Annotated in this window: 12 protein-coding genes; 2 read left to right on the forward strand and 10 right to left on the reverse strand. The window is 35.6% G+C overall.

The genetic code is table 11. The annotated features are described in order from the left end of the window. Positions 1-95: 95 nt before the first annotated feature. The 6 genes from LS65_RS01640 to LS65_RS01665 all read right to left on the reverse strand — a co-directional run bounded on the left by LS65_RS01640 (position 96) and on the right by LS65_RS01665 (position 5295). On the reverse strand, positions 96-1010 hold the full coding sequence (locus LS65_RS01640) for a lipid A biosynthesis lauroyl acyltransferase (RefSeq protein ID WP_201274301.1): 915 nt from the start codon (positions 1008-1010) through the stop codon (positions 96-98). A 53-nt stretch (positions 1011-1063) separates the two neighbouring features. After that, positions 1064-2101 carry a lipopolysaccharide heptosyltransferase I gene (gene waaC / locus LS65_RS01645; protein ID WP_034361399.1) on the reverse strand — a complete coding sequence of 346 codons (1038 nt, stop codon included), beginning with the start codon at positions 2099-2101 and terminating at the stop codon, positions 1064-1066. Positions 2102-2128: 27 nt separating this feature from the next. Continuing rightward, a complete protein-coding gene (locus tag LS65_RS01650) occupies positions 2129-3601 on the reverse strand; it encodes a Ppx/GppA phosphatase family protein (RefSeq protein ID WP_034361400.1) in 1473 nt (490 codons plus the stop codon). Beyond that, the gene (locus LS65_RS01655; protein WP_034361402.1) at positions 3601-3852 is read right to left on the reverse strand and encodes a YfhL family 4Fe-4S dicluster ferredoxin; all 252 of its coding nucleotides are present in this window, start codon (positions 3850-3852) and stop codon (positions 3601-3603) included. The genes LS65_RS01650 and LS65_RS01655 overlap by 1 nt, the downstream gene beginning before the upstream one ends. Positions 3853-3907: 55 nt before the next feature. Further along, positions 3908-4615 carry an indole-3-glycerol phosphate synthase gene (locus LS65_RS01660; RefSeq protein ID WP_236096586.1) on the reverse strand — a complete coding sequence of 236 codons (708 nt, stop codon included), beginning with the start codon at positions 4613-4615 and terminating at the stop codon, positions 3908-3910. A gap of 128 nt (positions 4616-4743) precedes the next feature. After that, positions 4744-5295: a hypothetical protein gene (locus LS65_RS01665; protein ID WP_034361406.1), complete on the reverse strand. Its 552-nt coding sequence runs from the start codon at positions 5293-5295 to the stop codon at positions 4744-4746. A 286-nt stretch (positions 5296-5581) separates the two neighbouring features. Here LS65_RS01665 and LS65_RS01670 point away from each other — a divergent pair, with 286 nt between their 5' ends. Then, positions 5582-5959: a hypothetical protein gene (locus tag LS65_RS01670; protein WP_034361407.1), complete on the forward strand. Its 378-nt coding sequence runs from the start codon at positions 5582-5584 to the stop codon at positions 5957-5959. Between the two features lie 77 nt (positions 5960-6036). After that, complete coding sequence (locus LS65_RS01675) at positions 6037-7020, forward strand: Gfo/Idh/MocA family protein (protein ID WP_034361409.1); 984 nt, start codon at positions 6037-6039, stop codon at positions 7018-7020. Positions 7021-7092: 72 nt separating this feature from the next. On the opposite strand, the gene LS65_RS01680 is transcribed toward LS65_RS01675, so the two are convergent. The 4 genes from LS65_RS01680 to LS65_RS01695 form a co-directional block, all read right to left on the reverse strand. Then, positions 7093-8427, reverse strand: a complete 1335-nt coding sequence (locus tag LS65_RS01680; RefSeq protein WP_236096587.1) for a M16 family metallopeptidase — start codon at positions 8425-8427, stop codon at positions 7093-7095. Next, entirely contained in the window at positions 8424-9500 is a 1077-nt protein-coding gene (locus LS65_RS01685) for a dehypoxanthine futalosine cyclase (protein ID WP_034361411.1), read from the reverse strand. The genes LS65_RS01680 and LS65_RS01685 overlap by 4 nt, the downstream gene beginning before the upstream one ends. Before the next feature lie 16 nt (positions 9501-9516). After that, on the reverse strand, positions 9517-11754 hold the full coding sequence (gene bamA, locus LS65_RS01690; protein WP_034361413.1) for an outer membrane protein assembly factor BamA: 2238 nt from the start codon (positions 11752-11754) through the stop codon (positions 9517-9519). 197 nt (positions 11755-11951) lie between these two features. Continuing rightward, the gene (locus tag LS65_RS01695) at positions 11952-12800 is read right to left on the reverse strand and encodes a prephenate dehydrogenase (RefSeq protein ID WP_034361414.1); all 849 of its coding nucleotides are present in this window, start codon (positions 12798-12800) and stop codon (positions 11952-11954) included. Between the last annotated feature and the right edge of the window lie 14 nt (positions 12801-12814).

Raw genomic sequence — 12814 nt, forward strand, 5'->3', positions numbered from 1 at the left:
CAAAACCTCATAAAAATAGCTAAAACCTACAAGAAGAGACTAGAAGCTCAATCAAATGGGAGTGAAATACTACAAAATGAAGACTTAAAGTGGGCTTAAGAGGTATAAATTTCTTTGTAGGCCGATTTCCAACGCTTATGAAACCAAAACCAATCTTGTGGTTTGGCTTTTATTGCAGCCTCAATCACATTTGCTTGAGCTTGTGTAGCTTGTAATATATCTGCTGCGCTTTCTTCGGTTTTTTCACAATAAATAGGCGGATAGAATCTTACTTCAAAATCCTTATATCTCTCACCTATACTAATCATCACAGGCACAATACCCATACCAAAACGGCGAGATATTACAGAAGCAATAGTCGTATGTGTCGCCTTCTTGCCAAAAAATTCAATCCATATCCCTTCATTTTCTGAAATGTTCTGATCAACCAAAATTCCAGCAAGTGGATTTTTTCCACTATATAGCTTCAATAAATGCTTAAATGCACCTTTTTTATCAATAAATTTTACATTCTGCACTTCTCGCCGCGCAATAATCATCTGATTAATAAAATCAAATGATGTCAAACGACCCAAAGAAGCCATATTGCACCAAGAATAGCGAGGAGGCAATACGTTTGCTATGGCTTCCCAATATCCATAATGTGCAGAAATAACCACTGCTCCCTTATCTTTTTGCAAAGTGTGTAAGAGATAATCCTCATCTACAAAATGAAATCGCTTTGTATGTTCTTCTAATGGAATAAATGGCACGCGTATCGTTTCAAGCAGCACAAAAGCAAAATTTTCATAGCAAGTGCGGATTAAAGCCTTTTTATCCACCTCGTTCATACTCTCGCCATACACAAAATCTAAATTTGCCTTAGCATCTTTAAAACGTCTTCTATCAAAGATTCTCATTAGTAACGCTAAGACTTTAATATGCCCCAAAAAAAGCCAATGAGGCATTTTAGCTAAAGAATATCCCACACAATTTGTTATAGCTTTAAATACCGCAATACCTATATTCACTCGATACCCTTATACATATATCTCTACAAAGAATCTTAAGACATAGCCAACTCTCATTTACTACTTTCCTTATTTTTACCTAGGAGTTTAAGGGCAGATTCTATTATGCGCGCTGGCTCTATCTTTTGTATTGAAAAATCACCCTTTATCGTATCATCAATATCTAAATGCGATATAGAGATAAAATTATCCCCACCCAAAACAAATCGCTTAAGAGGTGTATTGCCATAGAGCGTAATAGCAGGCACGTTTAACGCCCAAGAAAGATGTGTAATACCCGTATCCCCACCAATAACAAGATTCATCTTTGATAAAAGTGCTTTTATTTCATCAAGATTAAGTTTTTCCAACACACAAAATACCTCATCTTTTTGACCAAGATTTTTAATTTCTCGCTCTTTTTTATCCCAAATAAGATAAATTTTTATATCATTCACACACATCTTTAAGCCCATAGCGACTTCATAAAACAAATCAAGCGGATATTCTTTTTCAGGTTTTGAAGCTTCTAAGATAAAGAGAATCCTTGTCTTTGCAGATTCTATGAATGTATCAATCTTTTCTTTTGCCCTATTTGATGGGCATAAAATATCATCACGATTACTTAACATTTCAAGTTTAAAAGAATCTTCTAACCCCAAAATTGCCTTTAATACCTCATATTGTCGCTTTAAGATATGCTCTTTATATGGCACATCTACTTTTTGCGTATAAAACAAACTCGCCGCTTTCTCTCTCGCACCATTTTTACTATAACCCACAAACTCATTTGACTTTAACATTTTGCCAATAAGGGCAGACTTTAGCAATCCTTGAAAATCAATCACCATATCAAATCGCTCAAGTGAGTGCAATGCAGAAAATATTTCCAGAATCTTCTTTTTATTTTTTTTGCTCTCTCGCAATGGTATATCACATATTGTGTCAATATATGGAGAATCTTGCAGAATCTGCCTAAAAGACGAATCCACGATAAAAGTAATCTCAAGCATTCCATATTTTTTTATAAATTCTTCTTTAATTAATTTCAAAAATACAGCAGTGCTTATCACATCACCAAGACTAGAAAGTCGCACAATCGCTATTTTCATCTTTTACCTCTAAACCTAATAATCACATTACATTTTTGCAAACTCAATATGTAACGGCTCGGGTTTATGAAGCTTAATAATATTTTCCTTAGCAAGATATAAGTCTGCATTAGTGCAGATTCGTAAAGTTTTGGGTTTAAGGTATTCATAGCGAATCTGCATATTCTCCTCACTGCGACAAAGCGTTTCAGCAAGAGCAAGGATAAAACTTAGCCACTGCAAACTCAAAAGTTTGGGCATTAAATCACTTATATGCCTAATATTTTCATCTTGAGGTATTTTTTTTCCACTATATTCTACAAGTAGGCAAACACTCATACGCTCTGTATGTGAAAATCCATACTCCAAGGCATTAAGTAAAAAATAAGAGCCGTGATGTCCTGCATTATAAAAATTCAAAATTCGCCCAACACTTGAAAGATATGAAGCAATATGAAGAAGCTTTTTACACTGCTCATCAAGCTTGTGAAGCGGAAAAAGTATATCAAAAATTTTAAGAGATTCTCTACGAGTCATTTCTGCATATTTCTTATCAAGCATAAACCTATCTTCAATGCAATGGATTGAAGGATTAATACCCTTAGGAAAGCTATTTCTATGCCCTCGCAACAAATCACTTAAAAATACTCCTTCTCTCACACCAACACCACTTGTAACAATCTCTTTGGCACCAAAAAGTTTTAAAAACATCTGCAATATCAATGAGCCACTGCGAATATTATCAATTCTATCTGGAGGCACACCTATTTCAGAAAGTTTATCTAAAGGTGTCTGCGAAATCTTTTCAAAAAATTTCAGATTCTGCCCGACATCAACTTCATAGCCATGCACCTCCTCAATAGGATATTTTTTATGCTTCATAATCATCTTGGAAAGTGCGCGTATCGTGCCACCCACACCAAAAACACGCTCATGTTTAAAATGAGATGGTATCTTTTTGAATTGTTCTTGTATAAATGCCATTGCACCTTTTATATTGTCTTTTTTATCAAAAAAAAGTTCTTTTAAGCGAATTGTCCCTATATCAAGGGAGATAAGATCAATAATCTTACCATCTTGTATTAATGCACATTCCGTGCTTCCCCCTCCTATATCTATTGTGATTCCATCTTTATAGTGAGAAAGATTAGCACAAGCTATACCTCCATAAAGTGCTTCTTTCTTGCCATCAATAACCTTAATCAAAATTCCACATTCTCTTTTGGCTCTATCAAGCAACACTTTTGCATTTGGCGCATCGCGAATAGCAGAAGTAGCCACGCAAAATATTTTACGAGATTTATGAACTTTAGCAATTTGGACAAATTCCTTGAGCGCACAAATTGCTCTATCCATAGGCACTTGTCCCAAAACACCACCAGATTCATAACAACCCTCCGAAATGCGCACTTTGCTTTTAGTTTCATAAATCAAATGAAAGGCAAAACGCGAAGTTCGGCGGTAAATTGCCATTCTCGCAGAGTTTGAGCCAATATCAATGACTGTGGTAACTTTTGCCATTATTCCCCTCTTTGAAGCAATTCAAACTTATACTTTAACTCTTCAATACTCTCAATATTGTCAGGATCTGGCACAATCGCATCTACAGGACACACAGATAAACAGCTAGGCTCATCATAGCTCCCCACACATTCTGTGCATATATCAGGGTCGATATTATAGGTAGGATCACCCTCTTCAATCGCACCATTAGGGCATTCTTCAGCACACGCATCACACGCTATACACTCATTGTTTATCATTAAAGCCATACTTACCCCCGAAAAATGAAAATCAAAAAAAAGTAAATTTTTAGCTAAAGCTTCTTTAATTATTACTTAACTTAGAATTTTTTGATAAAATCCACATATCCACCCCATATTCATCAAAACAATCTGTAGCAATAACCTGCGAATTTGGCACAAGGCTTAATAACTCACCAAATTTCTCTTGCGGAATAAAAAGCATATTTGCACCACTAAAAATAGCTTTTTTTAACTCATCTTTATCACGCACGGCAACAAAAACATCAAAACTAAGTCTCCAAGCAAATTGAAGCAACTCCTTGAGTGCCTTACTCTCAAGTGCTGCGGCAGAAAATAATAATGTATCTGCGCCAAAAAGAGCAGATTCTAGAATCTGATAGGCATCAAGAAAAATATCAGCGTGGATAATAGGCAATGTGCTATGCCGGCGCAAAAGAGAGATAGATTCCAACCTAGAATCTAGCCCAACTTTACCTGAATGAACATATTGTGCTCCTAAATCGAGTAACAATACATTATGAGGCTGACTTTGTTCGATTTCGCTTGCCTCTTTCAAAAACATAACCTCATCAAAATCATCTTGAATGCAAAATCTTGTGGCGACTTTTGGTGAATTTGAATCTTGCCGAATAAAAAATTCTCGCTCAATGCGTGGCATATAAGGACTATAAGCTAATGTCCGCCCCAATGTATCAAAACTAATCATTGATTTGCGCATTTTGAGATTTTCTTTAGCACACAGAATCTGCTCTTTATTTATATCAAACATTATCATCACCTTGCAAAACAAAAATATCTTCTACACATAACTTTACATATCCTTGATAATTCTACACTCCAAGAATCTGCTTTATTTTATAGTAGAATAAAAATGCTTCACTTCTTATAAAACTAACTTTAAGAGATTAAAATCAGATTTATAACTTTCTCAAAAAGTGCATTCCATAACCTACAAGATATACAGAAATGCTTATAATACCAATATAGCCGATAATTTCTTTGTGCTAGAAGTCCTGAATGTGTAAGTAAAATTGCTACGAGATAGAGCGCAAGCAAAGCGAATCCAAACATAAAAAACTTGAGGATATTTTTTATACTCAAAATCTTTTGAGTGCTTAGATTCTCTATTTTTGCTTTACCTGCTTCTTTGTCCAAGGAGAGAGAAACTAATATTTGCATCGCTCCTAAAATAAAAATCATAAGATACAAAAGTATGTGAGATTCTACAACAGCTAGACTTTGAAAGGGACTTGTGCTTTTTGTCCGATAGGCATTTTCATTAATGGAATCTAGTGGAGGCACAATATGATTTTTATAAAAGTTATATTCCTCATCACTTAAAGCTTTTTTGTGCATTTGCAGGGCTTGGTAGGCTTTGTTTTGCGCAAGGATTAAATCAGCATACAAAGAAAAGGTTTTTTGTGTGCGTGATGATGAAATGTTTTGCATAAACACCATTGTGCTAAGGGCAGCTATCACAAAAGCACAATGAGAGAGTGCAGAGAAAAGTAAAAATTATCTTTTTCATTTAATCTTATCCTAAATATTTTAATATTGTTTGTGAATTTTTTATTTTGAGTCAAAATTTTTACTTCATTATAACATACTAAAAAATCTATGTGAAGAGAAGCTTTTTAAGTAAATTTTAAGGGGGGGGGGGGGATACTATAAAAATAGTTTGGGATCTTTAAATTGTATGATAAAGTAAATATAAATTAACTTTTTGGAGGATTCTATGCGTAAGGAAACGAAAGAGCGAATCTTGTTGTTATTGGCTGTGATTCTTATTTGTGTAATGGGATTTGTTGGCATTTACATACAAGATGCTTCTCTCATTTATATCCTCGCTCCTGTGCCTTTTATCATAACTCTACTTATGTATTTATATACCAAACAAAAAACACTCTGTCAAAACTGCGGCAAAAGCTTTGGATTAAAATTTGTAGATACAGATACTCGCTCTGCATACACTATCTCTTTGCAAAAAAAAGATTCTAATGGCTATATGCATACAGAGGTTTTTCAAATTGGAGAGGAAAGAGATTATTTTATCTGCAAACATTGTGGCTTTGTTAGCTTTAAAACAAAAAAATTTAAAACACAAATCAAATAAGTTTCCCAACTTTAATAAATATTCACTATAATATCTTCCTTATTTTCTCCTATGATTAGGTATTACAAAGGGGTTTAATGCCTATAAAATGCGCTATTATCGGCTATGGCTACTGGGGACGCAATGTCGCTAAGGCTTTATACAATAGCCCATATTTTCATCTTACAACAATTTTTGATAATGATAAACAAGCCCAAAATGAAGCTCTCCAAAGCTACACCTTTACTCCTTATGCAAGCTATGAGTTAATTTTAGCAGATTCTAATATTCAAGCAGTATTTATTATCACACCACCGCACACGCATTTTGCCCTAGCTAAAGCTGCTTTAGAATCTGCTAAGCATACATTTGTAGAAAAACCCCTCACCACACAAAGCGCACAAGCTAAAACCTTGTATGATTTAGCAGATTCGCATAATGTAAAACTTTACTGCGACCATATATTTTTACACTCCCCTGCGATAGCTTATCTCAAAGAGCATATTTCAAGTTTTGGTGAAATCGTCTATATCAACGCAAGGCGCATTAATTTGGGATTATTTCAAAGTAATGTCGATGTGGTTTGGGATTTAGCAATACACGATTTAAGTATTATCGATTACCTTGTTGGACTTCATATTAAAGAGGTTTCCACATTTAGCGCGAAATATCTTGACTATCCTAATGATGCTCTTGCCAATATCAATATACGACTAGAATCTGGCATTATTATTACCCTTAATCTCTCGTGGCTAAGTCCCATTAAAGTGCGTGAGATGATTATCGGAGGAAGCAAAAAGAGTGCAATTTATGATGAAACTAAACACGATAAAATTACAATTTTTGACACTGGTGTTGTGATAAAGGATACCTTTGATACAAATAGCCTCTATAAAAAAATGATTGAATACAAACTAGGAGAGCAGTTTAGCCCTACTTTACCACAAAGTATGCCTCTTGATAATTCCATAGCACATTTTGCGGAACTTATTCTTAACAAAAATATAGAATCTAAAAATGATAAAGCCCACGTGTTAAGGGTGATTAAAGCTATTGAGATGATTCAAAATTCACAATCTTAAGATTGCTTTGTTTCACCTATATGAATATCCTACCCTATGTTAAAATTTGAGCTATGCCAAGATTCAAAAAATCTACTCTACTATGCTAAAACTCATTTGCAGTATTTCTTTATGTGATTTGATGTAGCTATTCAGCTCTTCAAGACTTAAATCACCAATGCGTTGCAATTCTTGTTTATGATAATCTAAAGGTAGCCCTCTAAAATAATTTATAAATGTCGCATTTAGCCTTTGAGATAATCTCTCCTCACGCAATGGCTCACTGCCTTGCAAAAATGCCTTAGCTGCATCAAGCTCCTCTTGTGTCGCACCATTTGTGATAAAATCATTCAACACTTCTTTGACAACTTGTATCGCTTCATCTTTGTTTTCAAGTTTTGTCTGCAAATGTCCGCTTGCATAATCTGCTACGCCACCCACACTTATGGATAAAGAAGCAGAATAAGCAAGTCCTCTTTTTACACGCACTTCCTCCATTATACGCGAACCAAAACCACTACCTCCGAGTATAAAACTCATCACTTTAGCGATATAATTTTTTTCTTTATCCACCACATCAAAAGGTGCGCCAAAGTAGATAAAAGCCTGTTCTGTTGGCTTTTTCACAATAATAGAATCTATCTCTTTTGAAGCCTTAAGTTGTAATCTTTGTTTTGCTTCCCCAAGTGGTAAAGATTGCAATGTGTTTATAAGATTTGCTCTTAGCTTTTCTTCTTGTATATCGCCTCCAGCGATGATAATAAGGCGATGAAGCACAAGGTTTTTTGCTAAAAATGCTTCCGCATCTTTAAGCGTGATAGATTCTATACTTGCTTTCTCGCCAAGCAGAGGAATAGCAAGTGGCGTATTTTTAAAGAGAATCTTATTGAGATTTTCTTCTGCTACATCATCAAAATCACTTTCATTACGAGCTATTTGACTTAAGGTCAATGTTTTAATTTTATCAAGACTTTGTTGCGTGAGATTTGGATCTTTTAAAAGCATTGCTAGGAGTGAAAAGCTCTCATCTTCAAATTCTTTCAAATAAGACATATCAAAACCTAAAGTTTGCAGTCCTGCATTTGCATATAGTCTAATCGCCTTACTCTCTAGTCTATTTGCAAATGCCACATTTCCTAACTCTCTTGTGCCTTCATTAAGAATCTTCGCACTCACTTTTGCAAGTCCAGCAATATTGGTATCTGCACTCCCCCCTACAAATACAAGCTGAACGCTCCCTACCGGTAGATTCTTGCTCTTTTCAAAGATAAATGGCACTTGCACTTTGTTTATTTCTATAAAATCTACTTTTACGGAAGTTTGTGCTGTGCTTTTTGAATCTATATGCCCTGTGTGCTTATCTTGTGCGCTCATATTGCCTCCTATACATAGCATAAAAATCACTACCCATTTACTTACAATTCTCATTCATATTGCTCCAAAATCTCATACGCTGTATTGCGTTTAGCAGGTATGCCACTAATATCCTTAATAAGCGTAATCATTTCTTGTGCATTCATAGAGTTACACACACCCGCACTTGATACGACATTTTCCTCCATCATCGTGCTTCCTAAATCATTTGCTCCAAAAAGTAATGCAAGTTGCCCAATATATGAGCCTTGTGTAACCCAGCTACTTTGGATATTTTTAAAATTATCAAGATAGATTCTACTGCACGCTAAAAGACGCAAGTATCGATTTGAAGAAGCCTTGTGAATATGGGGCATTTCTTTTTGCAAAGGTGTATTATCCGGCTGAAAGCTCCACAAAATAAATGCTCTAAATCCGCCAAATTCATCTTGTAATTCACGCAAAACACGCCAATGCGCAACTATATCTTCATCATTTTCCACACTGCCAAACATCATCGTAGCCGTGCTTTTCATACCAATTCTATGCGCCTCTCTATGCACTTCTAGCCATTCCTGTGTATCAAGTTTCTTTGGTGCTATTACATCTCTTACCCTATCACTTAAAATTTCAGCTCCAGCACCCGGAATAGAGGATAATCCTGCTTTTTGAAGCCTTTGAAGCACTTCAGGAATTGAGATTTTAGAAATCTTTGCAATATAATTGACTTCAATTGCCGAAAAGCCGTGAATGGTAATCATAGGATATTTTTGCGCGATATGCGAGACAAGGTCTTCATACCATTCTATTTTAAGCTTTGGATGCACACCTCCTTGAAAGAGAATCTGTGTCCCTCCAATGGCTAAAAGCTCATCAATTTTTTTATCAATCTCTTCAAAACTCAAAATATACACGCCATCTTCACCAACTTTGCGCTTAAAGGCACAAAATTTACAATCCACCCAGCAAATATTTGTGTAATTAATATTTCTATCAATGACAAAAGTAGTAATATTTTCAGGGTGCAAACGCGCTTTTATCGTATTTGCCATTATTCCCAACTCACGCAAAGAGGCATTTTTCATTAAATGTAAAATCTCTTCATCACTCACGCGTTTTTTATCTATATATTGTGGTAATTCACTCATTCTTGTCTCCTTTAATTTAGAATCTTGTCCCCATTGTAAATTCAAAACGAGATGTCCTATCACCAGGTTGCGGATTGATAGGTTGTGGGAATACAAGCACAATAGGTCCCATAGGGCTTATCCACTCTATTGCCGCTCCCCAAGAGGCACGAGTAGTCTCGGAAAGACTTTCAACCCCAATCATTCCATAATCTGCAAAAAAAGCTACGCGCATTTGTGCTTTTTCTAAGATTCCATAGCTTAGCTCCACAGAATGTGTCATCATATAATTCCCACCAACACGAATCCTCCCACTTGGGTCTCTTGGTGTGAGTGAGCTTACCTGATAACCCCTCACACTTGAAATCCCCCCCATATAAAATTTAGAGGTAATAGGCACATAACCATTTTCTATAATCGCCCCTGCCTGTGTCTTATACCGCGCAATCAAGTCAATCCCAAGCAGTGATTTAAGGTGATAATAAAGTGCCATTTTGCCATACACTTTTGTATATTTTTCATCTCCACCAAGCCCTGCATATTCTACATATGCCGAGATAATTGCACCATTTTTAGGAAAATAGTAATCATCTGTGTTGTCAAAATAAAGACTCGGGCTAATGGCAGATTTAATCGGTCTATCAATAGTAAGATAAGTTTTATAGATTTGTTCCAAGTTTGCATCATAAAAATCTACGACCCGTGTAGTAGAAAGCGTATAACCAAGTGAAGCACGTAAAGTATGAGTAAGTAATCTTCCTCCAGTAATTGTAGCCCCTGTAGTTTTTTCTCTATAATCCCAATTCCAATATAACGAGTGAAATACACTTAAAGAAGTGCTATACTTAGAATCCAGCACACGAGGATTGCTTAATGTGAGATTGACTAATTGTCGGCGATAACTCCAATCCGCATAAAGCTGCCCACTCTGCCCTGTCCCGAAAAGATTCCGCTCTCTAATAGAAGCATTTACCATAAGCTTATCATAACTTCCATAGCCTAAACCAAACATCAACTCACCTGTTCGCGTTTCTTCAACATTGACAAGCAAATCCATAGAATCTTCACTTACACGCCGCTCATTAATCTGCACTTTACCAAAATAGCCAAGTCGCCTTAAAGCGTTTTCAGATTCTTTGAGAGAAGAAAATTTATAAGTATCGCCCGGAGCTAAGAGAATCTCCCTCCGTATAATTCTATCTGCAGTGCGAGAATTACCCGAAATAAGCACATCATTAATTTTTACTTTTTGCCCTACTTGTATGAGGTAAAGCACTTTCACTTCTGCATTTGCGACATCTTTATCCAAATCCGGACTAACCCTTGCAAAAGCATAGCCCAAATCAGCAATTTTCTGGCGGAGTTTCTCCACATCTTCACGCACATCTTCTATATTAAAATATTGTTCCTTTTTAATTTTAAGAATCTTGCGTAATTCTTCTTCTTCAATCACCGGAACTTGTAAAATAATTTTTACTCCAGATACCTTATAACGCTCACCCTCTGTAATTTTATAATATAAATTTGCGCTATAATCATTAAAGTTTGCATCTAAAAATGCTTGGGATACGTTTGCATCTAAATAACCTTTACGCATATAGACATCTTGGATTCTCGCGTGGTCATATTCTAAATCTGCAAGTTTGAGTTTGCCATCATTGCGTCCCCATAGCCAACCCATAAATTGCTTTTGTCTATTTGCACTTAATTCCTCTACTTCTTTTACTTTAAGTTTTTTACGCCCATCATACATAGCATTTTTAATAATGATATTTTCACCACGATTTACATTAAAAGTAATAGCATACGCACCATCATTACCAACCTTAGTCATATCAGTCTCTACCACCGTGCCATAATAGCCTTGATATTCTAAAATTGTGCGTATCACTACCTTAGCACGAGAAAGCTTTGTCTCATCATAACTATCCCCTTTTTTAATACCAATTTGCGAATATAATGTTTCTTTTTCCTGCTCACTCCCATAGCCTTTAATCTCCACACTCGCGATTTTTGGCTTTTGTGTAAAATAAAAAGTTAAAACACCATTGCTATCAAAATCTGCATAAATATCTTCAAAGTATCCTTGTGAATAAAGTGCTACGATTGCTTTATCTACTTTTGCGACATTAAGATTTTCACCTATTTTAATGCCTACAATTTCATCAGCAAGCACATTTGAAATAGCATTTAAGCCTTCGTATCTCACTGCACTAATCTCTTTAGCCCATATCACATTAAGACACAAAAGCACACAAAGAAAGATTTTTTTCATTAAATCCCTTAAATCTCGTATCAATAATTAAAAACGCGATTATATTAAAACTTTTTAACAATACCATAACTTGCAGACACAATATTAAGCCACGCATCTCAAAAGGCACAATATTTACCTTAACTCTATACACAATCTTATATGCTTCTATACTTAAATATATCTCTACAAGATTCTAACCCTCTGCCTTATACTCTCTATAAAAATTTATGCAATGTATTGGCGTGTGCCATAAATGCCTCTAAGCCCTCCCAATCATCATTTTCCAATAAGTTTCTTGCTTCATCAAACTTTTCTTGAAAATATGCCATTGCTTGAAGCACATTATGCTTATTGTGCTTAAACACATCTTTCCACATTAATGGAGAGCTCTTAGAGATTCTACTCATTGAACGAAAACCACCCCCAACTAATGCTAAGATTGTTTGAGGGTCTTCTTGAGCAAGTGTGGCATTTGCCAAAGCATAGCTTATAATATGTGGCATATGCGAAATAAGTGCGATATGTTTATCGTGTTCCACAGATGACATTTTGAGAATCTTCATACCAATACCGATAAAAATATCCTTTGCCACTTCAACTTGATATACCCCACTTTGTTCCACATCAGTAAGAATCACAATGCCATTTTTATATAACTCGCTAAAAGCTGCCTTTGGTCCAAAAAACTCTGTTCCACACATAGGGTGTGCGCCGACAAAGTTTTGCCTCAACCACTTGGGAATGCTTGCGAGAATCTGCACTTTTGCCCCACCTACATCAATAATTGTAGTATTTTCATCTATATCCTTAGGTTGAAGGTTTGAAATAATCTCTACTATCCCATCTACGGGCACACTTAAAAATATCACATCACATTGCCATATCTCATTTAGCTCTACACATTCATCGACAAGTCCAAGATTCAAAGCTTGCTGCGCGTGCAGGGGATTATTATCATAGCCTAAGATTCTACTAATATGCCTCTCTTGAATACTCTCTACATTTTTTAATGCCAAACCCATAGAACCACCTATAAGCCCAAGCCCTATAATACCTATTTTCATTTACACTCCTTCAT

The organism is Helicobacter japonicus (genome assembly GCF_000762845.2).
GTDB classification, from domain to species: domain Bacteria; phylum Campylobacterota; class Campylobacteria; order Campylobacterales; family Helicobacteraceae; genus Helicobacter_C; species Helicobacter_C japonicus.